Source organism: Synechococcus sp. PCC 7335, from assembly GCF_000155595.1.
Taxonomy (GTDB): Bacteria; Cyanobacteriota; Cyanobacteriia; order Phormidesmidales; family Phormidesmidaceae; genus Phormidesmis.
In genome coordinates, this window is record NZ_DS989905.1 from 44176 (window position 1) to 63600 (window position 19425).

Genomic DNA, 19425 nt, shown 5'->3' on the forward strand with positions numbered 1-19425 from the left:
CCAGTTCGCACCCTTGCTATGTCTTCGACAAACCCGTTCAAATGGCGTCACTTCCAACCGGGCATCATCTTGCTGACGGTGCGTCGGTATCTCCGCTATAGCCTCAGCTACCGGGACATAGAAGAAATGATGCTCGAACGGGGCGTCAACGTTGACCATACGACGATTTACCGCTGGGTGCAGGCCTATAGCCCAGAACTAGATAAGCGCTGTCGCCGCCATCTGAAGCCGACCAATGACTCGTGGAGGACTGACGAGACATACGTGAAAGTCCGAGGGAAGTGGAAGTATCTCTATCGAGCGGTCGATTCTGAGGGCAATACGTTGGACTTCATGCTCAGTGCCAAACGGGATGCCAAAGCGGCTAAACGCTTTTTCAACAAGGTACTCACTGCCTCGCATACGATTGCACCGAGGGTGCTCACCGTCGATAAGAATGCAGCTTATCTACCTGCCATCAAGGCCTTAAAGAAAGATAAGTCTCTGCCTAAAGCGACGAAAACTAGGCAGATAAAGTACTTGAACAACATAGTCGAGCAAGACCATCGCTTCATAAAACGCCGTGTTAAACCTGGACTGGGGTTTGGCTCCTTCAATACAGCTAGGCGAACGCTCAAAGGGTATGAAGCCATGAACATGATTCGTAAGGGACAGATTGAAGGAGCTGAGAAAGGAGATGTCATAGGACAACTCTGTTTCATCAACGGAATCTTTGGCGTGGCGGCATAATGGAGGGCGGATGGATAGAGAAATTCTCTCTTCGATTACTTTTTGCAACAGAGCCGATTGAGATTGATGCTGAAAGTTTGACTGTGATGCCAGCAGCCTGGCGCAGTCAACTTCATCAAGCGGCTGTACGAGTAGATGCAGAAATCATTTACCAGCTAGTGGAACAGATTCCAGCGAATCATCACGCGCTTGCAGAACGACTCTCCAAGCTAACCCAACGCTTTGACTTTGACGCCATCATTGAACTTTCTCAGCCCGAATGATTAAGAGCGACAGGCGGCACACTGATTGATTTGTACAGCCACTACCGCCGACCGTTTACAATATGCTTGAAAATGATGAATCAAACAGGGTGAGTTAAGCAGGGTGAATTAAGCTCAAGCAAGGGCTAGCAAGTGGCAGGTGTCAACGGTGAAAAAGCCATCTTTAAAAGTTTGTTTATTTGGCGGCTTTTGCCTGCTTAATCACGGTGAAAGTATCACTGGGCTGCATGGGCGATCGCAGCAATTACTCGCCTACCTCATTTTGCATCGTCAGGCTCCCCAGCTCCGCCGTCGCATCGCCGAAGCCCTTTGGCCAGAGACCCAGACTAGCCAAGCGCTCACAAATCTGCGTAAAGAACTCCACTATCTACGTCAGGTCAATGCGCCAGTTGATCAATTACTTGCAATCACACCTAAAATGCTACGCTGGCAGCCCCAAATCCCCTGTGATGTAGATATCGTTTACTTTGAAACCGCGCTGGCAAATGCTGAGAACGCTGAGGACGAAATGGCCGCTCGGAGGGTAGAAACAGCCCTCCTTGGATGCAAAGGCGAACTTTGGCCAGACTGCGACGCAGAATGGATTTACCCTGAGCAGCAGCGAATCAAACAAAGCTATGTTCGGGCCCTGGCCCGAATGACCCAGTTGCTGCATTCACTGGGAGAAATCGGTAGAGCCATTGTCGTTGGACAGCGTTGGCTACAAGCCGAGCCACTGGATGAAGGAGCTACTCAAAGCCTGATGAAACTCTACGGAGAGGCGGGCGATCGCGCTACTGCCTTACGGCTCTATCACCAATGCATGACAGCGCTACAGGCCGAACTGGGTGTGAATCCGAGCCCAACAACTGCCAAAATTTATCAGCGGTTGCTAATGACTGAAGACGAAACCGAGAAAGTATCAAAAATATCTGAAGATATTTCCTTACAACCTCTTCTAACACCCCCACCGCTATCAGTGTCTGACCCTAGCCACACCCTGGTAGGTCGAGATGACCTATTAGAAACTCTGAAACAGTGGCTCTCCAGCACAATCGATGACTCGGCCCCGTTACTATTGCTCATTGGCGAACCTGGCATCGGGAAAACCCGACTACTAGAAGCCTTGGCTGAAACCGCGATGCACCATCGTTGGCAATCTTGCTGGGGCCACGCTTTTGCAGCCGAGCAGCTACGCGCCTACGGGGTGTGGATTGATCTGCTGCGCTCAGGCCCTCAAGAGATCTTAGGTAGTCTGCTGGCTGAATTCGATGCGTCGGCTTCAGCCTTACAGACCTCAGAGCAGGATCACCTCCAACACCGTCCGCTCCAATACCGGACACAGCTTTTAGACAAGATCACTGCGGGGTTACGCACATTAGCCACACCGCAGCAGCCCCTGTTACTGTTGTTTGATGATATCCAATGGTTAGACGAATCTTCTACAACGCTCTTGCACTACGTATTTCGGCTGCTGGGTAAAGGCTCATTAAAAATTGCCTGTGCCGCCAGATGGAAAGAATTGCAAGATAATTCAGCCGCACTTACCCTGATCAAATCGTTAAAAAGAGAGAATCGGCTTCAGGAAGAAACTGTCTCGCCTTTGTCTGCGAAGGCCGTGATGGAATTGGTAAAGCCGTTAGACCCAGACAAACTTTATGCCGACAGCGGTGGCAACCCACTATTTGCGCTGGAATCTGCGAGAGCTAGCACCCAAAAGGCCCATAATTTGTCAGGCTTAATTGACGATCGCCTGCAACGGTTAGACGGTGCTGCTAGAGACTTATTGCCCTGGGCGGCGGCGCTCGGACGACGGTTCAATCCAGAGATTTTAGCCTTGGCAGCTAGCTATCCGCCCATGCAATTTTTAAAGGCAATTGAACAGCTTGAACAACAGAAAATTGTTCGCCCGATTCAGTCCTCAGCTGCCCATGAACAAAGTAGCTATGACTTTGTTCATGATCTGATTAGGAAAGTTGCTTATGAACAACTCTCTGCGCCCCGACGCCGTATTGTTCATGGGCAGCTGGCCAAAACCTTAGAAGCTCAGATGGTCGAAGATGACCTAGCAGCTCAGGTGGCTTATCATGCTGGCATAGCGGGAAATCACTCCTTAGCGGCGCAGTCTTGCTTAGCAGCAGCCACTCGCAGCGTGCGATTGTTCGCTTATGAGGAAGCGATTCAACTCGTCTTCTTAGGGCTACAGCACGCCCAATCATTACAGACGCGCGATCGCCTTCTCTACTCAGCCAAATTCTGGGAAACGCGCATTTTAGCGGGCATTTCCAAATCAGAAGCTACGAGTGTGAAACAGCAGTTGAATCAATTGCTCGGTGAAATGAACGGCCTGGCCCTTCCCGAAGCCGAACTATTCGTCCATCAGGCGATCGCCCTTTTGCACTACGAACAAGGCAACTTGAGTGACGTTCACCGACAGTGCCTAAAATCTTTAGATGTGATTCCACCGACGCCTCAATTACAGGCTAAAACCTTGGCAATCAACGGTAGCTGTCTGGCCGCCATTGAACAAGAGATGGAACGGGCAGAGGCTCTATTGCTAGAGGCTCAGTCGCTCGCCAATCGTTTGGGATTATCTCTCTGCGATGTTGACCAGGGGCTGGGCTGTATCCATCGCTATCGCGGCCGGTATGACCTCGCGATCGCCCATTTTCATCAGGCTCTTCAGCTCGCTCAAAATCAACAAGATCATTGGGCAACCGGTTGTAATCTTTCCTTTTTGGCGATGACGGCTTGGGACAGTCATCAGCCCGACCTGGACTATGCTCAGGCATTGCTAGCGTTATCCCCTCAATTGCCACGGGGTAGCGATGCAGCCTTTGCTCAGGCACTTATTATCCTGCAAGGCTATGCTCAAGAGGCGAGCAAGCCGCCGCCAGCGCTAAACGAAGCTTTGCATCGGCTAGATGAGCTAGATGCCCAGCGAAAGATTGTTTTTGTGGCCAGCCATGCCTGCGAGCTTGCTTTGGCACAGGGAGATGCGATTGCGGCTATGAAGTATGCGACCACTACCCATCAGGCTGCTGAAAGGATTGAACATCCTGGAGATATTGCGATCGCACAAGCCCTATGCTTGCTTAGCAACTTAGCAACAGAGCATAAAGCTAAAGAGAATTATGAAGCGATGCAGCAGCAAAAAAGGCTAAAAGCGCTGAATGCCAGAAGCTTCAGTGTTCGTGTTCAAATAGTATTGACTGAGGCTTTGAATCAATTACAGTTTCTCAATCCAGTACGATCTAAAACCATGCCGTCTTAGCTGAGTTTTATGCTTGGAAGTGTTTTTGCTATGGCCCTTATTGTTGTCGAAACTACTTACAATCCTCCAATTGACCAAGCTTTATGGGATGAGCTAGTAGAGCGTTCTGCCCCTTGTATGACAGAGCGAAATATTGTTTGGAAGCGAACGTATTTGTCGCGTGATCGCACGCGCAGCATTTGCGAATTAGAAGCCGCCGATGCCGACACCGTTCGCGCTGCCTACCAAAAGGGAAAAGTTCCCTATGACCAAATCTGGTCAGCAAATTTGATAGAGACGCTATCAGCGCCTATCAACGCTCTTTAGCTTTGATGGACAATCGCTAACAACGCAATAGATGTTCCACAGAATGTCTAAAGAACGCCCAAGGAACGTTCAGGGAACGTCTAGGGAGCGCCTGCTTTTCTATTGTTGAATCATGACAAGTTCATTTCTCCCTTTTAGAGGTCATGATGGCAACAGATACCCTAACTCAACCCGATTTAGTTTTAGAAGGTCAGACCAACACGCCAGCCTTGGATGAAAAGAAAGCCGAGGCCTTTGGCGATCGCCTGCTAGGAATGCTCAACAGTGGCGCTTTAGCAAGTATGCTCTCCATTGGCCATCGCACGGGCCTGCTAGATACGATGGCCACACTCAGCGCCAGCACTAGCCTACAAATTGCTGAAGCTGCAGGGCTTAACGAACGCTATGTTCGCGAGTGGCTCGCTGCCCTAGTGACAGGCCGCATTGTTGACTATGACAGTGTTAGCCGCAGCTACTCCCTTCCAGCTGAACATGCAGCCTTTTTGACCCGCAAGGCCAGTCCAAACAATTTAGCCGCAACTATGCAGTTTGTTCCTCTGATGGGCGCTGTTGAAGATGCCATCATTGATTGTTTTTATCATGGTGGCGGCGTTCCTTATTCTGCCTATACTCGCTTCCATGAAGTGATGGCAGAAGACAGCGCTCAAACCGTGATTGCGGGGCTAGACACACACATTTTACCAATGGTGCCAGGGTTGATCGAAACGCTAGCTAGTGGGATATCCGTCGCGGATATTGGCTGTGGACAGGGCCGGGCAATCCAAAAGCTGGCAGGCATGTTTCCGAACAGTCGCTTTGTGGGATACGACTTCTCTCCTGGGGCGATCGCCTGGGCAAAGGCAGAATCCCAACGGTTGAACCTAGAGAATATTACCTTTGAGCTACAGGACGCCGCGCAGATTTCTGAAGACAGCCAGTATGACCTGATCTTTGCTTTTGATGCCATTCACGATCAGGCCCAGCCAGAGACTGTTCTGCAAAATATCCATCGGGCACTGCGCCCCGAAGGGGTCTACCTTATGCAAGATATTCGAGCTTCTAGCCATCTAGAGAACAATCTAGACCATCCCGTTGCGCCCTTGCTCTATTTCATTTCTTGTCACCACTGTACGGCTGTTTCTTTGGCAGCGGGTGGCCCTGGCTTAGGAACTATGTGGGGAGAGGAATTAGCCCTGGAGATGATTGAGGCGGCTGGGTTTACTCGCATTGAAGTGAAACAGCTAGAACACGACTTTCAGAACAACTATTATCTGGCTCGTAAATAGACAGTTTGCAAACTAAGGCGTGCTACTGAAGGTAGCCTGACCTGTTCACGCTCAATAACTTAATTGGAGATAAAACCATGATTTCTACTGTACAGAAACACACTGTGCTGGACTGGCGTTTGGCAGCCAAAGCTGTTGCTAAAAAGCTTAAGGAAACGGCAATAGAACGCGATCGCAAGGCGGGAGTTCCCGACTACGAAGTAAACCTGTTGCGAGAAGCTGGATTACTCCCCCTCATTGTCCCTGAATTATATGGTGGTCTGGGTTCAAGCTGGATAGATGCCATGGACACTATCAAGGAGCTGGCAAAAGGCGACAGCGCAACCGCCCAGCTCTACGGCTACCACGTGTTGCTGAGTGCTACGCCACAACTATCCGGCACTCCTGAACAGGCAGAGGCTTTTTATAGAGAAACGGCTCAGCACCATCTCTTTTGGGCAAATGCCATTAACATTCGCGATGCCCGCCTGAGCATTGTGTCCGATGGCGACCATTACCGGGTAAACGGTGTCAAATCTTTTTGCACCGGGGCGGCTGTAGCCGACCGGATTATCTGTACGGCAATAGAGAGTGGTAATCCGCTTCCTGTACTGTTTGTATTGCCACGCGATCGCACGGGTCTTACCTACAATCACGACTGGAATGTTATGGGCCAGCGACGCACCGCCAGCGGCAGCTTCACTTTCGACCATGTAGCGGTTAAGGCGACCGAAATCTTAGGGCCACCTGCGGACCCCGAGGGTGCAGCAGCGACACTACTAGGAATGTTCGGTCTGCTTCTGCTCTCTCACATTTTTCTTGGAATTGCCGAAGGAGCCCTTGAGTCTGCAATGGACTACACCCGCGCTCAGTCGCGTCCCTGGCTCACCTCTGGTGTAGACAAAGCCGTTGAAGATCCGCATTTACTGCGGCACTATGGCAAGCTATGGACGCAGCTTCAGGGGGCTAAGGCCCTGGCAGGACAGGCGACAGCGCAGGCTCAGTGGGCGTGGGACAAAGGCAATGCGCTCACGCATGAAGAACGAGGAAAGGTTGCGATCGCCGCAGCCGCTGCCAAAAGCCTGGCAACTGACGCTGGCTTGGCTATCACCAATCGAATTTTCGAGATGATGGGGGCACGCTCCGCTGCTGCCTGCTATGATTTCGATCGCTACTGGCGAGACTTACGCACGCTTAGCCTGCATGATCCTTTGGACTACAAACTACAAGAGATCGGTGACTGGGTACTAAACGGAAAAGCACCTGTCCCTACACCGTATGCATAGAGACACTTCTTAGATTCAACAACAGAATGAGGTATTCAAAATGAACAAAGGTGAAATAATTGCCGGCTTAGCTCAAACGGCGAACTACCGATATGCTCAGCAAGTAGGTTCGCAGCTGTTCGTTGCGGGTCAGGTGCCCCACGACGCCAATGCCAATGTAGTCGGCGTTGATAGCCCACGGGTTCAGGCGACCCAATGCCTCAATAATCTAGGCACTTTAATCGCACATTATGGATTCTACAAGCACGATATTCGACAGCTGACGATTTATGTTGTTGGAGAAAGGGAAAATCTTATCGGCGCGTGGCAGGCTATCACAGATTGGTTTAATCATGACGTGCCACCTGCTACGTTGCTGGGGGTGACGCTGCTTGGATATGAGTCTCAGCTTGTGGAAATTGATGCAATCGTGGTTAGCGACCCATGAGTAATCAGCTCTCAGTAGAAACATTTGACAAGTTCGCGATTGAGTATGACCAGAAGTATAAGAATTTTCGACCCTATACTGAAACATACGATAAGTTAGGTAGTTTGCTCTCAACAGACCGTTTGTTGTCTGTTCTTGAAATTGCCTGTGGGCCAGCGCATGCCTCAAGCTACTTAATCAAACAAGGGTTCAGCTTAGATGTATTTGGATTCGATCTCGCGCCAAACATGGTTGATCTGGCGAGAAAAAACGTTCCTGGCGGAGTTTTTGAGGTTCTAGATTGCCAAAATCTGGATAGCCTTCCACACAGCTTCCAACGAAAGTATGACGTTGTGATTTGTGGATTTTGTGTTCCCTATATGAACCCATCGGAATGTTTGAAACTCGTTAAAGATGTGAGCGATGCCTTAAAGCCTGGAGGAATAGCTTATTTGAGCGCTATTGAGGGCTATCAGTACTACTCAGAACAGAAAACATCGTCGTCAGGAGATGCTGTGTTTATGCATCACCACACAGTTGGTTTTTTGCGGGATAATTTTTCTAAATTTGGCCTCGACGTTGTACATATCACCCGCAAGAACCTGACCACAGATGGAAGTACTGACGATTCTGAAGTGTTTTTATATGCGCGAATGAAAAGGTGACAAATCGTCAGTCGGTGAATTGGCTTGTACTTTCTCGATATCTTCTCGATTCCCTTTTATCCTGAAGTGAATAGCCCATCATCAAGCATCTTTCAAGGTTTCGAACGACTCAACGTAGATTTAATTGAAATAAAAAATTGGAGAATATCACTATGATTTCGCATGGAAAACAACTTTTGGGAATAGGTCTTGGTCTGGGCATTCTCGTGATGACCGCTCAGACTTCTCCACCGGGCGATCGCCCGCAAAAGCCAGTTGGGTTAGAAGGTCTACAGCTAAACGGCTTACAGTTAAATACATCAAACGGAAATCAGCAGGCGACTCATGCTCTTGACCCAACGTTCCCCGACTGGATCGATCCAGCTAGGACGCGAGCCGTAGCCAATCACTCAGCTGCTGAAGGCGTTTTGACAGAACGCATTGTGCTCGAAGGCAGTCAGCTTACTCTCAGAGCTGCCGAATAAGGAGACAATTGTGAGATACAGTTACCTAGCTTTGATTCTTGCCTTGACAGGGGGAATCGGTCTCGCAGTGCATTCTCTTCTAAAACGGGATAGTGTTCCCTCGTCCTGGTATGGCAATCGTATAACCGAGGTAACCCTCAATAGCTTTGATGAGCAGGGACAAGCTCGCATCCTCAGAATCAACGATGTGCAGCTTGACCCACAAGATCATGAACAAGAGACCTATCTCTACACCGTTCTTTATCAAGGTACTCGTAGCAATAACGGCAACACCTGGCACAACCTGTGCCTACCCGATGCTGATGGTATGGCCAAGGCTATTCCCCTTTCTGGCCGGTGGGATGCGACAGGGGCACATATCGACGATGGCAGCATTACGTTTGTACCAATGGTGCGATCGCGAAGTGCTTACGCTGGGGCTACAAACCCTGGAAGACGCTTAGAGGAGAGTCCTTACGTGACTACCACCAAGCCTGTACTCGCATGGTGCGGGCTGACTACTGTGGTAACGGCACTAGCCACACGCAAAATGGGACAGCTATTGATGTATACGATCGTCTCGGCTTACAGCAGCGCACTCAACACAACGGTATGGCCCCAGAAGCATCCTGGGATGCTAACGGTGTCGCCCATCTCAAACGGACTCGCTTTCAAGGAACTTTTGAGAAACTACAGCAAGACTGTCCAGAGAAACTCTCTTCTACTACACAGTTGAACCAGTCAAACACTCAAGCGCTGAAAAGCATCTCTACGCCTTTGTTGTTTAACGATTCGTTCATTCAATAAGGAACTGATTGTGATGAGCCACCATGAACTTAGTAGCATTATGAAAATGCTAAAAGACTTTACCTGGGGTAACACGCCCGACGAGATGCGAAGGCACTTTCGTGAGGGGTTTTCGCTCCCATCCCATCCCACCGCCAAAATTCAGCCCGTTCACACCAATGGTGTCGCTGCCGAGCTAATTTCCATGCCCTCGGCGACGCCTGAACAAGTCATTCTTTATCTTCATGGGGGTGGATTTGCCGTGGGCTCTTGCGAAACCCATCGACGAATTGCCTGTGATATGGCCGAGGCCTCGGTTTGCGATGTTTTGTTGATTGACTATCGTCTGGCTCCAGAGCATCCTTTTCCGGCTGCTCTAAAAGATACCCTGTCAGCTTATCACTGGCTAATAGATACTCGTGGATACCAACCAGGTCAAGTGGCGATTGTCGGAGACTCGGCGGGCGGAAACCTAGCCCTAACGATGATGCTCTCATTGAAAGCAGCCGGAGCGGCATTACCCTCATCGGCAGTGCTGATTTCTCCCTATACCGACTTGGCTAGAACAGGCAAAACTATTAACACTCATGCTGATCTTGATCCGATGGTGTCCCCTCAACTTTTGGAGACGATAACCGCCTGGTACACATCTTGCGAGCAGTTAAGGCATCCCCTCGTCTCGCCCCTTTATGCTAATTTATCTGGCTTACCGCCGCTTCTCATTCAGGTAGGGGCAACAGAACTATTGCTTGACGATGCTTTGCAACTGTCTCGTCAAGTTGGATTGGCTAATGTTGCCGTAGAGCTTAAAGTTTGGCAAAACATGATTCACTGTTTCCAGCTGTTTGCACCGATTTTAACAGAGGGGCGGCAGGCGATCTCTGAAGCCAGTGATTTTTTGAATCGGCATTTTCAGCAGCCGGAATCATCTTAATGATGCATCTTCAATAAACCGTCCATTGCCCGTCATGGATTGTTACGCGGTTTTTAAACCACGCCTGAAAAGCTAACAGCCCTAGTGACTTACTGAAAAACAATTATGGCTAATTTAAAGTTAATTCGTGATCGCATTAAGTCGGTCAAAAATATGCACAAGATTACCGAGGCAATGCGCCTTGTGGCAGCTGCCAAGGTTCGCCGTGCTCAAGCACAGGTTAATGCGACGCGTCCCTTTGCTGACCGTTTGGCCCAAGTGCTTCACGGTTTACAGAACCGCCTCAAATTTGAAGACACGTCTGACTTGCCGCTATTGCAGCAACGCGACGTAGCAAAAGTAGCGATTTTGGTCGTTTCTGCTGATCGCGGCCTTTGCGGTGGTTATAACGCCAACGTGATTCGTCGTGCGCAGACCCGAGCTAAAGCGCTTAAAGCCGAAGGCGTAGACTACACCTACGTATTGGTCGGTCGTAAGGCTATTCAATATTTTGAGCGTCGAAATGAGCCAATTGACGCGACTTACATGGGCTTAGAGCAGATCCCGACAGCCGCCGAGGCTGCTAAAATCTCTGACGAGTTGTTGTCTTTGTTCTTATCGGAATCGGTAGACAGAGTAGAGCTGGTCTACACCAAGTTCCTTTCTTTGGTGAGCAACAAGCCAGTGACTCAGACCCTCTTGCCTTTGGACATACAGGGTTTAGAAGCTCAGGATGATGAGATTTTTCGCCTCACGAGTCGCAAAGGTCGTTTGGCCGTAGAGCGTTCTGATGCCCCAGATGTAACCGTCAGCGAGTTTCCCAAGGATATGCTCTTCGAGCAAAATCCATCTCAGATTCTCGATGCGTTATTGCCTTTGTATCTCAACAATCAAATTTTGAGAGCGATGCAAGAATCGGCTGCCAGTGAGCTGGCCTCACGGATGACGGCGATGAATAGTGCCAGTGAGAACGCAAAAGAGCTAATGAAATCTTTGACGCTTTCTTACAACAAGGCTCGCCAAGCCGCGATTACCCAGGAAATTCTGGAAGTTGTGGGTGGTGCGGCTGCACTGGGCTAATGCTTTTTGCCAGTAGTTTAACCACAACCTTTCCCAATTGTTAACATTCTAATTTTCCACCATGCTAAAGTTTTTCTTAACTGTCAGCCCTGAGTAGCCAAAATATAGCATCGGCCAGCTGACTGCTAGGCTGGGGGCGATCAGCTCATCCTTACCAATCGCTCATGGATTGCCCACACTGCCCATCGACTCGTGTCTCACCACTCCAGCGGAAAACCCATCTAGGCTATACCATGTTTCGGTGCAAGCAGTGTCGCCGGACTTTCAATGAGCGCACGGATAGCCCCTTCAATTTTATCGAAGTTCCCACCGATATTATCTTTCAGGTGTTGCTCTGCCGCGTCCGCTATAAGCTCAGCTATCGGGATGTAGCCGAGTTCTTTCTGCTGAGAGGCTTCCAATTCACCCATGAAACAGTGCGGTTTTGGGAGGAACGGTTTTTGCCTTATTTTACCGACCAAATACGGACAAAGCGAAAGGGTAAAGTCGGTAAGATCTGGTTGATTGACGAGACCTATGTTCGAGTAAAAAGAGCGTGGTGCTATCTCTACAGGGGCATTGATGAGGATGGCAACCTGGTAGACGTCCGTCTCAGCAAAACTCGTGATATGGCTGGAACCAAAGCCTTTTTTGCCCAGGCCATCGGCCTTCACGAGGACTCACCCGAGAAGGTAGCCACCGATGGTTGGGCATCCTATCCTCGGGCAATCAAAGAAGAATTGGGCAAGGGCACTGAGCACGAGGTTCGACTCTGCACCGCCAATCCTGTAGAGCAGAGCCATCGGCGAATCAAGCACCGTTATTACCCAACCCTGGGCTTCGGCGAGTTCGATGCGGCCCAGCGGTTCTGCCGAGCGGTAGATGAAGTGGGAAACTTTTTGAGGCCGCAATCGCGCATGACAGAGTTCGTATGTCTCAGTGAGCGTAGGCAAAGATTCGTCAAAGGGATCGAGGAATTAGAAGCGTTATTCAAGGCTGCTTAGGCCAGATTGAAGAGGGGGCGATGGCGCAGCCCGCTGTAGGCGATCGCAGCAATGCCAATTTGACTATATTATTTGGCTACCCAGTTCTGACATTTTCAGTTAAGGAACTGCACTGCCGCAATTCGGACGCATTCTACCCCGCTAATCTGATGCTCAACCGCTACGCGCAAACTTGATAATGCATTCCATAAGACTTGACGGTAGAGCACAGCCATCACTCGCCATGGCAACGGTTTTAGCCCGCTGCATCCCTTTGCTTTGACCATGGCACCGATTGCACGTACATACACTGCTGACAGCGACTACCTTGCCACTATAGAAGCTGTGGATTATTGTCCGCGAGAGTGCAGGCTAAAGACTTTGTTACTTCATTAGTCAGTATGCTAGAATTAGCATACTGACTAATGAAGTACATGGTCTGTGACTCAAAAGATAAGCTCTGTTGAGTGGATAGGGAGTTCCCTCATCAGCTTGAAAACATTTCCTAAGGATGTTCAACAGTCCATGGGGTTTGCGCTTTACCGCGCTCAGCAAGGAAAAAAACATCCTGATGTAAAACCTTTGAAGGGCTTTAGAGGCTCTAGTGTTCTGGAAATTGTTGAGAGTTTTGATGGAAATGCTTACCGTGCTATTTACACGGTGAAGTTTGAGGGCATCGTCTACGTCCTTCATGCTTTTCAAAAGAAGTCAAAACGCGGTATTGCGACCCCTCAACAAGATATAGAGTTGGTGAAAAGAAGACTTAAGCGCGCGGAAGAGCACTACAGAACCATTTCAAAGCAAAGTACACAGGACTATTCGAATGACTGAAAACATAGAGGTATACCCTAGTTGTGGCAATGTCTTTGAAGACCTCGGTTTACCTGATTCTGATGAGCTGTTAGTTAAAGCAAAACTCGCCGATCAAATCAGTGACATTATCTCGAAACGCAAGATGACTCAGGCAGAAGCGGCAAGCTTATTAGGTGTAGATCAGCCCAAAGTCTCTGCTTTGGTTCGCGGTAAGTTATCCGGTTTCTCTATAGAGCGCCTCTTTCGATTTCTCAATTTACTGGGTAGCAGCATTGAGATTCGCATCATCTCTGATGCTCAGTCCGACAACAATGCAAAAACTCAGGTCGTCTCAGCATGAAATTCAGTTCTCTGTAGAATGCGCGACATAGTTATGAATAGGACTTACGCAATTGAAAGATGTACTCCCGAAAACTTGGCATGACAAAATTGCCCTAACAAACTGTTAGCGCAAAACTCCTGCCCCAGAAGAAAGCTTGTATCGAAAGCTTTTTAGCGTTACTAGCTTTGTCAACCCCTCGATTCCTAGCTGGGATGTGATTCACTTCTTGATCCACATCCCAGTGGAAACCAAGCGTTATTCCACGCTGCGGGTGAGCAGCGGCCTGGAAAGGTTATCCAATAACGTTTCTGGCTTACTCTAAAACTATCAGCTTTTTGAGATATGCGTAAGTCCTAGTGAAGCGACTTAGCTCCTCTACGACCTCTGTACAACACACATCTCTTAGGACGGAAGGTAGTAGCGTTGGCCTAGCCTCTCCGTAAAAAATCGCACTTCCCGCTTCACCAACAACTTGGTAACTGAAATGTTTTTCGACACTCAGGGCGCACCTCTAAAGGTCATCGATGGTGGACTTTGCAATGTGATCGCTCGGCAACCTGCCAACTGAGTCTGTGGTGAGGCGATTCTGCATAGCAGTAAGCACACAGCCGCATTGGAAAGTGAAGCTTTGTGCTTGAAGGCGATCGCATCATACTCAGGCGCTCTGCGGTTACACCCGTCAAGTGCGATAGCTGCTGTCGTACAGACGAGTCTGGCTGACGGCGGCGAGAGGGCGGTTCTCAGTAGGACACGATATACGCTCTTTGGTTGAGCCTTTCTTTCGTCGGGCTTGGTCAACCACCCGCAGTCCTGCTATCGATGCTCTAAGCGTAGCTACCATTGTAGTCACCAGTACCTAAATCATCGGTTCAGTTCCAGTTCACTATAGACTCTTCTCAAGATGAGCCTGCTCTGCTGCGATTTCCGCCCGTATTTTGTCAAACTGTTGCTTATCGCCAGTATCTGAGTAACTGCAACCGCATTGCCTATCTGGAGGCTGAAGCGATCGCGCGGCAGAACAGTCTAGCGTTTTGGTCTCATCCTAATCCCATCATGCCTTGGAACTTTAGAAGGCAGCGTTGATGACTTCAAACAGGGGGTGATCGCTCTGGAGAAGGAAAGCAGTAGTGTCAAAGGAAGCGATCCGCTCTACTGCTGTTTTACTATCATTACCTATCTATATCTATACTCATAATTCCGTAATTGTTTTATACTCAAAATAGATATAATAGCGTTGTGAGTAAGAACTAGATACCGGGCCTACCTTACTCGCACTATCGATATCGCTCTAGGCATGGACGCTAAGCAGCCGTACTATTAGGGTTAGAAATACACAGTCATTTATCTTGAGACGTGCGGTCATTTAATTTGAGACTCGACAACGTGGCACGGTCAAATAATGTGGCACACTGGGTCAAATCCCAACTCTAAAATGCCTTGAGATTTCAGGAGATAGCCTTAACGACTTCAGACGGGTGTGAGCGCTCTGGAAGGTAAAGCAGTAGCGATCGCACCGTGGGAAAGCAGCGACCGCAAGGGGGACTCGCACTAACTGACCATACCGCTTCAGAATGGCGGCCCTCCCTCAATACAGGGAACTATCGATATCTAGATGCTCAACTATCGAATAGAGAGAGCTTTAGTCAACTGTTAGGCGCACCTTTGAACATCTCTCATTCATTAACCACTCACGCGGCTACAGGTTCTTTGAGGTGATGCCATATACAATTGCTCCTATACAATGCCAAATAATTTGTCATAGAGTCCTTTTAGCTTCTTTGAGACCTTAGCTTCTCTTAGTAGGCCCATAACGGCGTTCAGCAGAATCAACTTGCCTTCAGACAACAAGGGCGATAACCACTTTAGACAAAGGGGCGATCACACCGGAGAAGAAAAGCAGTAGTGCGAAAGAAAGCGATCGCCTTATCAGCTTCGAGGGTGCGAAAAGCTCTTTGAAATGAGAAACTAGAAACACTCTGTGTTTGAGCTGTTCTAACGTATCGTCGTGAGCTATTCGATATCAACAGACAAGCATAGGTTGGATGCAGCGACTATCCATGACTTTCTTTGCAATCGTTCCTACTGGGCAAAAGGGCGGCAACTTGAAGCTGTTCAAGCATCTATCGAAAACTCAGTTTGCTTTGGAGCATATGATAGCGGTGGCAATACTGTTGGTTTTGGCAGAGTCATCACAGATAAAACGACTTTTGCTTACATCTCAGATGTCTTTGTATTAGAAGAGCATAGAGGAAACGGCATCGGGCAGCTCATAATCGAACACATGATGCAGCATCCTGAGCTTCAAGTTGAGCAGTGGATGCTTATTACAGCAGATGCTCATAGCTTATATCGAAGATTTGGCTTCAAGATTCCGAAGTCCGTTGCCAAATATATGAGCCAGCAAAGAGGTGCGTCGGACGGATAGGTACAGCAACGGGTCTATTTGTTGTGTCTCTAAGGAAGGGTTTTAGTGCATCTAACATCTGCTAAAGCTGTTCGCTACCAGCATCTTGAACCTTTGCACAGTTTGCGTAATATATGACAGCGTAGAAGGTAGAAGAGGTAGTCACTCAGGTCGCATATGACTCACCGTATTGATGACCAGATCACGCTGAATGACAGCCGTACTCTTGCATACGCGGAGTACGGGATACCCAACGGCAATGCAGTTCTACACTTTCATGGCTCTCCTAGCTCTCGGATAGAAGGCACCTTAGCCAGTGCTAACAGCATCGCTGAACGTCTCGGACTGCGTTTGATTTTCCCAGACCGTCCAGGGTTTGGACGCTCAGACTTCAAGGCTGCTCGAACGCTGCTTGACTGGACGGAAGATGTCGTTGAGCTAGCCGACCAGCTCAACATAGACAAGTTCGCAGTCGTTGGACTTTCAGGCGGTGTTCCTCATGCACTCGCCTGCGCCTACAAGCTTCCTCACCGTCTCAGTGTTGTCGGACTCATAAGCGGTATCAGTCCACCTCATACGCCTAACCGCTTTGAAGGGGTTAGCCGCTCTAACAAAATGCAGATTCTGATTGCGCGTAGGTTACCTTGGCTGCTAAGGCTGCTTTTCTGGCAAACTAGGAAAGCACTGCTACGTGACCCGGATAGCGTCATCGACGAACTTATCCGTGAATTATCTAAACCGGATGAATTTGTCAGGACTGAGTAGCCACAATTCACCTGCTCATCAGTAGTGTGATCGCACCTACCCCTATTTCTGTTTAGGAAGCTTGGAACAGATCTTCCAATTCTTCAACTCCCTTCAGTAACTGCGCTCTGCGATCGCCAAGGCACACGAATTCTGCCATTCGGCTACGAGGCCTCAGGAAGTTGCCAACTTCATCGACTGCTCTGCAAAATCTCTGCGCAGCCTCAAACTCACCGAACCCCAGGGTTGGATAATAGCGGCGTTTGATGCGCCGATGACTTTGTTCAACTGGATTGGCTGTGCAGGGGCGGACTTCATGCTGAACTTTCTCACCTAAGTCTTCTTCAATCGCCCGTGGGTAAGATGCTAAGCCATCGGTCGCGACCTTGTCAGGAGCGTCCTCGTGCAGATCGATGGCTTGAGCAAAGAAGGCTTTGGTGCCAGCCATGTCGCGAGTTTTGCTAAGGCGAACGTCTACCAGATTGCCATCTTCATCAATGCCTCGGTAGAGGTAGCACCACTGCCCACAGACTTTCACGTAAGTCTCGTCAATCATCCATAATTTGCCGACTTTGCCCTTTCGCTTTGTTCTAATCTGCTCTGTAAAATGAGGTAGGAAACGTTCCTCCCAATCCCTTGCAGTTTCGTGGGTAAACTGAAAGCCTCTAAGCAAAAAGAACTCAGCCACATCCCGATAGCTGAGCTTATAGCGGACGCGGCAGAGCAACACCTGGAAGATAATGTCTGTTGGGACTTCCACAAAATTAAATGGCGTATCTGTGCGCTGATTGAACGTCCGGCGACAGCGTTTGCAGCGAAACATGGTATAGCCTAGATGGGTTTTGCGCTGGAGCTGCGAGATATGAGGCGAGTGGCAATGCGGACAATCCATGAGGTAGAGGTAGAGCTGATCGCACCTAGCCTATCAGCTGGCCGAATCCTTTATTTTGGCTACTCAGGGCTGACAGTATCGGCTGGGAAGGTATCGTCAAAGTTCACATTTCAGCGCCGATTATCTATGTAAGCATCATCCTGCTCGTTCGGATTTTTGGGAAACGCTCTACCTCTCAAATGAACAACTTTGACTGGGTAGTGACCGTCGCCATAGGCTCTATTTCAGCCTCCGGAGTCATTTTAGCATTACTGAGTGTCTGTTAGCGATCATCCTGTTGTTACTATTTCAGTGGCTGCTCACTAAAGCCACCTTGCATGCAAAAGTTATGCATAAGATGATCAAAGCTCGTCCCGCCTTACTGGCGCACGACGGTAACTACATAGAGGACGCTATGGTCAAGGAAAGGGTTACCAAGGACGAGATGCTAGCCGCCTTGAGAGAGGCCGGACTCTATGATATCGAAGACGCCAAGTGGATCATTCTGGAAACTGATGCCACCCTAAGCGTCATTCCTCGAAAAGACAAAGACTATTCAGATGCTCAGCTAGAGAGTGTCATTGGGTTTCCGCCAAAGGTATAGTGATTATTGAAGGGCGTCAACGCGAGGACTGAGAAATTCGACAGCGCTAAGGTGGTGCCGGTAGGCTGGGCACTCTGAACTCACTCAGCTTGCGTCTTTCACTCATATGCGAATAAGCGATGATTACTTATCCCTGCCCTGTTGTTCCCTAGCCTACTAGCAGTGCCATAGCTCGTCCTCTGCGCATTCTGGGCGTACCAGCAGCAGGCGGGTGCCATACCAATCGCAGTACAGGCGATTACCACTGTCATAACGGCGGCTCGTCTAGCTCAGAAGCTTCGAGGCCCAGTTAGTTCTTCGGAGGGCAACGACAATAGACGGTTATATCGGTGGGAAATGGTGACACTATCAGAGTGAAACGCAACGGCGAGTCAACTATCGCCAGTATCCCAGCCAATGTGATCGCATTGCCTATCTGGAGGCTGAAGCGATCGCGCAGCATAACGCTCTGGTGTTTCGGTCTCATCCCAATCCGATAATGCCTGGGACTTTAGAAGACAGCGTTGATAAGGACTTCAGACGGGAGGCGATCGCTGCTCGTCCGAAGGGCAATCTCCTACTAGAAGAAACCATAGCTCAGAGAACACAGCCATAATAGTGACATCAGCGTCACGCTAGAAATTGACCATGTTGGATACTAACCCTCCCCGCTCGACCCAATATCCTCATATCGTCCTGACGCCAGAAGACGTGCCGATTATTGAGGGCACAACGATGAAGGTAATCGAGGTTGTTTTGGCGCAGAGAAGCTATGGCTGGACAGCAGAAGAGATTCAAATCAACCACCGTTATCTGAGCATGAGTCAGATCTATGCCGCGCTGGCTTACTACTGGGATAACCGCCAAGCGCTAGATAAAGATATTGAACGCAGGGAAGACGTTATTCAAAAACAAGAGCAGGTTACCGGAGAATCAGCGTTTGCTGCTCGGCTGCGCTCTCAGGGATTACTCAAGTGACACTTCCTATCTACATGGATGAAAACGTCCATGGCGCTATTCTTTAGTCGAGAGCAGCGTCGCTACTAGCTGTTTACGCCCAGTAGCTCCAGCCTCGATACGTCAAGCACTGCTTAGGTGCTTGAGCAGGCATAGCTGTCGGCACTCTGCGCTTGAAAGAATGGCCCATAAATTTTAATTCAGTATTAGTTTAAACAGTATCGATGGCAGCGGAAGAAGCAGTGTAACGTTGGCCGAGGTAAGTCAGTTGCATGGATTTGTTTCCTTTGCTGAACGTGTTTGTAGTATGTCTGTTGGGGAGATTCAACCCTTTCCAACGAAGGAAGGCCAGAAAAAAGTTCTTTCCAACTTTGGAAGGTTGACCTTACAATAGG

Annotated in this window: 24 protein-coding genes and 2 pseudogenes; 22 read left to right on the forward strand and 4 right to left on the reverse strand. The window is 49.2% G+C overall.

The genetic code is table 11. The features are described 5' to 3' along the window. The first annotated feature begins 18 nt into the window (after positions 1 to 18). From S7335_RS20000 to S7335_RS20060, 13 genes and pseudogenes are all read left to right on the forward strand, one after another. On the forward strand, positions 19 to 729 hold the full coding sequence (locus S7335_RS20000) for an IS6 family transposase (RefSeq protein WP_006458111.1): 711 nt from the start codon (positions 19 to 21) through the stop codon (positions 727 to 729). Then, entirely contained in the window at positions 729 to 992 is a 264-nt protein-coding gene (locus tag S7335_RS20005) for a hypothetical protein (protein WP_006458290.1), read from the forward strand. The genes S7335_RS20000 and S7335_RS20005 overlap by 1 nt, the downstream gene beginning before the upstream one ends. 148 nt (positions 993 to 1140) lie before the next feature. Beyond that, positions 1141 to 4245: an AAA family ATPase gene (locus S7335_RS20010; RefSeq protein ID WP_006458284.1), complete on the forward strand. Its 3105-nt coding sequence runs from the start codon at positions 1141 to 1143 to the stop codon at positions 4243 to 4245. Between the two features lie 30 nt (positions 4246 to 4275). Next, positions 4276 to 4551, forward strand: a complete 276-nt coding sequence (locus S7335_RS20015) for a nickel-binding protein (RefSeq protein ID WP_006457737.1) — start codon at positions 4276 to 4278, stop codon at positions 4549 to 4551. A 146-nt stretch (positions 4552 to 4697) separates the two neighbouring features. After that, positions 4698 to 5816: a class I SAM-dependent methyltransferase gene (locus tag S7335_RS20020; protein ID WP_006458386.1), complete on the forward strand. Its 1119-nt coding sequence runs from the start codon at positions 4698 to 4700 to the stop codon at positions 5814 to 5816. Between the two features lie 77 nt (positions 5817 to 5893). Beyond that, a complete protein-coding gene (locus tag S7335_RS20025; protein WP_006458286.1) occupies positions 5894 to 7081 on the forward strand; it encodes an acyl-CoA dehydrogenase family protein in 1188 nt (395 codons plus the stop codon). 40 nt (positions 7082 to 7121) lie between these two features. Next, positions 7122 to 7508 (forward strand): RidA family protein, encoded by a 387-nt coding sequence (locus S7335_RS20030; RefSeq protein WP_006458041.1) that lies wholly within the window; start codon positions 7122 to 7124, stop codon positions 7506 to 7508. Then, positions 7505 to 8152 (forward strand): class I SAM-dependent methyltransferase, encoded by a 648-nt coding sequence (locus S7335_RS20035; RefSeq protein ID WP_006457946.1) that lies wholly within the window; start codon positions 7505 to 7507, stop codon positions 8150 to 8152. Before S7335_RS20030 ends, S7335_RS20035 begins: the two co-directional genes overlap by 4 nt. A 152-nt stretch (positions 8153 to 8304) precedes the next feature. Continuing rightward, entirely contained in the window at positions 8305 to 8616 is a 312-nt protein-coding gene (locus S7335_RS20040; RefSeq protein WP_006458097.1) for a hypothetical protein, read from the forward strand. A gap of 67 nt (positions 8617 to 8683) precedes the next feature. Continuing rightward, positions 8684 to 9402, forward strand: a pseudogene (locus tag S7335_RS27995) (ADYC domain-containing protein). Positions 9403 to 9442: 40 nt separating this feature from the next. After that, entirely contained in the window at positions 9443 to 10315 is an 873-nt protein-coding gene (locus S7335_RS20050; protein ID WP_227500078.1) for an alpha/beta hydrolase, read from the forward strand. 105 nt (positions 10316 to 10420) lie between these two features. Continuing rightward, the gene (locus S7335_RS20055) at positions 10421 to 11374 is read left to right on the forward strand and encodes a F0F1 ATP synthase subunit gamma (protein WP_006457790.1); all 954 of its coding nucleotides are present in this window, start codon (positions 10421 to 10423) and stop codon (positions 11372 to 11374) included. A gap of 233 nt (positions 11375 to 11607) precedes the next feature. Beyond that, positions 11608 to 12357 (forward strand): IS6 family transposase, encoded by a 750-nt coding sequence (locus S7335_RS20060; RefSeq protein WP_227500079.1) that lies wholly within the window; start codon positions 11608 to 11610, stop codon positions 12355 to 12357. A 95-nt stretch (positions 12358 to 12452) separates the two neighbouring features. Here the strand turns inward: S7335_RS20060 and S7335_RS28000 are convergent, their stop codons facing one another. Next, positions 12453 to 12623 carry a hypothetical protein gene (locus S7335_RS28000; protein ID WP_157620587.1) on the reverse strand — a complete coding sequence of 57 codons (171 nt, stop codon included), beginning with the start codon at positions 12621 to 12623 and terminating at the stop codon, positions 12453 to 12455. Positions 12624 to 12777: 154 nt separating this feature from the next. Between S7335_RS28000 and S7335_RS20065 the strand changes: the two genes are divergently transcribed. Both S7335_RS20065 and S7335_RS20070 read left to right on the forward strand, forming a co-directional pair. Continuing rightward, positions 12778 to 13167 carry a type II toxin-antitoxin system RelE/ParE family toxin gene (locus S7335_RS20065; RefSeq protein WP_038019281.1) on the forward strand — a complete coding sequence of 130 codons (390 nt, stop codon included), beginning with the start codon at positions 12778 to 12780 and terminating at the stop codon, positions 13165 to 13167. After that, a complete protein-coding gene (locus S7335_RS20070) occupies positions 13160 to 13489 on the forward strand; it encodes a helix-turn-helix domain-containing protein (protein ID WP_006458107.1) in 330 nt (109 codons plus the stop codon). Before S7335_RS20065 ends, S7335_RS20070 begins: the two co-directional genes overlap by 8 nt. 480 nt (positions 13490 to 13969) lie before the next feature. Here the strand turns inward: S7335_RS20070 and S7335_RS28005 are convergent, their stop codons facing one another. Continuing rightward, complete coding sequence (locus S7335_RS28005) at positions 13970 to 14269, reverse strand: hypothetical protein (protein WP_157620589.1); 300 nt, start codon at positions 14267 to 14269, stop codon at positions 13970 to 13972. Positions 14270 to 14986: 717 nt separating this feature from the next. Here S7335_RS28005 and S7335_RS28010 point away from each other — a divergent pair. From S7335_RS28010 to S7335_RS20080, 3 genes are all read left to right on the forward strand, one after another. Continuing rightward, positions 14987 to 15187: a hypothetical protein gene (locus tag S7335_RS28010; RefSeq protein ID WP_006458488.1), complete on the forward strand. Its 201-nt coding sequence runs from the start codon at positions 14987 to 14989 to the stop codon at positions 15185 to 15187. A gap of 289 nt (positions 15188 to 15476) precedes the next feature. Then, positions 15477 to 15896 carry a GNAT family N-acetyltransferase gene (locus tag S7335_RS20075; RefSeq protein ID WP_038019283.1) on the forward strand — a complete coding sequence of 140 codons (420 nt, stop codon included), beginning with the start codon at positions 15477 to 15479 and terminating at the stop codon, positions 15894 to 15896. 156 nt (positions 15897 to 16052) lie between these two features. Next, positions 16053 to 16640, forward strand: a complete 588-nt coding sequence (locus S7335_RS20080) for an alpha/beta fold hydrolase (protein WP_006458266.1) — start codon at positions 16053 to 16055, stop codon at positions 16638 to 16640. Between the two features lie 52 nt (positions 16641 to 16692). Here the strand turns inward: S7335_RS20080 and S7335_RS20085 are convergent, their stop codons facing one another. Continuing rightward, a complete protein-coding gene (locus S7335_RS20085) occupies positions 16693 to 17442 on the reverse strand; it encodes an IS6 family transposase (protein WP_006457764.1) in 750 nt (249 codons plus the stop codon). A gap of 12 nt (positions 17443 to 17454) precedes the next feature. Here S7335_RS20085 and S7335_RS28520 point away from each other — a divergent pair, with 12 nt between their 5' ends. From S7335_RS28520 to S7335_RS20095, 4 genes are all read left to right on the forward strand, one after another. Beyond that, positions 17455 to 17643: a hypothetical protein gene (locus S7335_RS28520; protein WP_198011484.1), complete on the forward strand. Its 189-nt coding sequence runs from the start codon at positions 17455 to 17457 to the stop codon at positions 17641 to 17643. A gap of 196 nt (positions 17644 to 17839) precedes the next feature. Continuing rightward, positions 17840 to 18094, forward strand: a complete 255-nt coding sequence (locus tag S7335_RS27450; protein WP_157620591.1) for a YetF domain-containing protein — start codon at positions 17840 to 17842, stop codon at positions 18092 to 18094. A gap of 188 nt (positions 18095 to 18282) precedes the next feature. Further along, positions 18283 to 18387 carry a YHYH domain-containing protein gene (locus S7335_RS29540; protein ID WP_227500101.1) on the forward strand — a complete coding sequence of 35 codons (105 nt, stop codon included), beginning with the start codon at positions 18283 to 18285 and terminating at the stop codon, positions 18385 to 18387. A 334-nt stretch (positions 18388 to 18721) separates the two neighbouring features. Beyond that, positions 18722 to 19051 (forward strand): DUF433 domain-containing protein, encoded by a 330-nt coding sequence (locus tag S7335_RS20095; protein ID WP_006458271.1) that lies wholly within the window; start codon positions 18722 to 18724, stop codon positions 19049 to 19051. Positions 19052 to 19124: 73 nt separating this feature from the next. On the opposite strand, the pseudogene S7335_RS29545 reads toward S7335_RS20095, so the two are convergent. Then, positions 19125 to 19226, reverse strand: a pseudogene (locus S7335_RS29545) (hypothetical protein); the annotation flags it as partial. Positions 19227 to 19425 lie beyond the last annotated feature (199 nt).

What these genes read in the sequence shown, in the direction of transcription:
- S7335_RS28520 (WP_198011484.1), top strand. Translation starts at nt 17,455, where the DNA reads ATGGGTTTTGCGCTGGAGCTGCGAGATATGAGGCGAGTGGCAATGCGG.
- S7335_RS20040 (WP_006458097.1), top strand. Translation starts at nt 8,305, where the DNA reads ATGATTTCGCATGGAAAACAACTTTTGGGAATAGGTCTTGGTCTGGGC.
- S7335_RS20095 (WP_006458271.1), top strand. Translation starts at nt 18,722, where the DNA reads ATGTTGGATACTAACCCTCCCCGCTCGACCCAATATCCTCATATCGTC.
- S7335_RS20035 (WP_006457946.1), top strand. Translation starts at nt 7,505, where the DNA reads ATGAGTAATCAGCTCTCAGTAGAAACATTTGACAAGTTCGCGATTGAG.
- S7335_RS20020 (WP_006458386.1), top strand. Translation starts at nt 4,698, where the DNA reads ATGGCAACAGATACCCTAACTCAACCCGATTTAGTTTTAGAAGGTCAG.
- S7335_RS28000 (WP_157620587.1), bottom strand. Translation starts at nt 12,623, where the DNA reads ATGGTCAAAGCAAAGGGATGCAGCGGGCTAAAACCGTTGCCATGGCGA.
- S7335_RS20060 (WP_227500079.1), top strand. Translation starts at nt 11,608, where the DNA reads ATGTTTCGGTGCAAGCAGTGTCGCCGGACTTTCAATGAGCGCACGGAT.
- S7335_RS27450 (WP_157620591.1), top strand. Translation starts at nt 17,840, where the DNA reads ATGCATAAGATGATCAAAGCTCGTCCCGCCTTACTGGCGCACGACGGT.
- S7335_RS20070 (WP_006458107.1), top strand. Translation starts at nt 13,160, where the DNA reads ATGACTGAAAACATAGAGGTATACCCTAGTTGTGGCAATGTCTTTGAA.
- S7335_RS20015 (WP_006457737.1), top strand. Translation starts at nt 4,276, where the DNA reads ATGGCCCTTATTGTTGTCGAAACTACTTACAATCCTCCAATTGACCAA.
- S7335_RS20050 (WP_227500078.1), top strand. Translation starts at nt 9,443, where the DNA reads ATGAAAATGCTAAAAGACTTTACCTGGGGTAACACGCCCGACGAGATG.
- S7335_RS20030 (WP_006458041.1), top strand. Translation starts at nt 7,122, where the DNA reads ATGAACAAAGGTGAAATAATTGCCGGCTTAGCTCAAACGGCGAACTAC.
- S7335_RS20080 (WP_006458266.1), top strand. Translation starts at nt 16,053, where the DNA reads ATGACTCACCGTATTGATGACCAGATCACGCTGAATGACAGCCGTACT.
- S7335_RS20025 (WP_006458286.1), top strand. Translation starts at nt 5,894, where the DNA reads ATGATTTCTACTGTACAGAAACACACTGTGCTGGACTGGCGTTTGGCA.
- S7335_RS20055 (WP_006457790.1), top strand. Translation starts at nt 10,421, where the DNA reads ATGGCTAATTTAAAGTTAATTCGTGATCGCATTAAGTCGGTCAAAAAT.
- S7335_RS20005 (WP_006458290.1), top strand. Translation starts at nt 729, where the DNA reads ATGGAGGGCGGATGGATAGAGAAATTCTCTCTTCGATTACTTTTTGCA.
- S7335_RS20085 (WP_006457764.1), bottom strand. Translation starts at nt 17,442, where the DNA reads ATGTTTCGCTGCAAACGCTGTCGCCGGACGTTCAATCAGCGCACAGAT.
- S7335_RS20000 (WP_006458111.1), top strand. Translation starts at nt 19, where the DNA reads ATGTCTTCGACAAACCCGTTCAAATGGCGTCACTTCCAACCGGGCATC.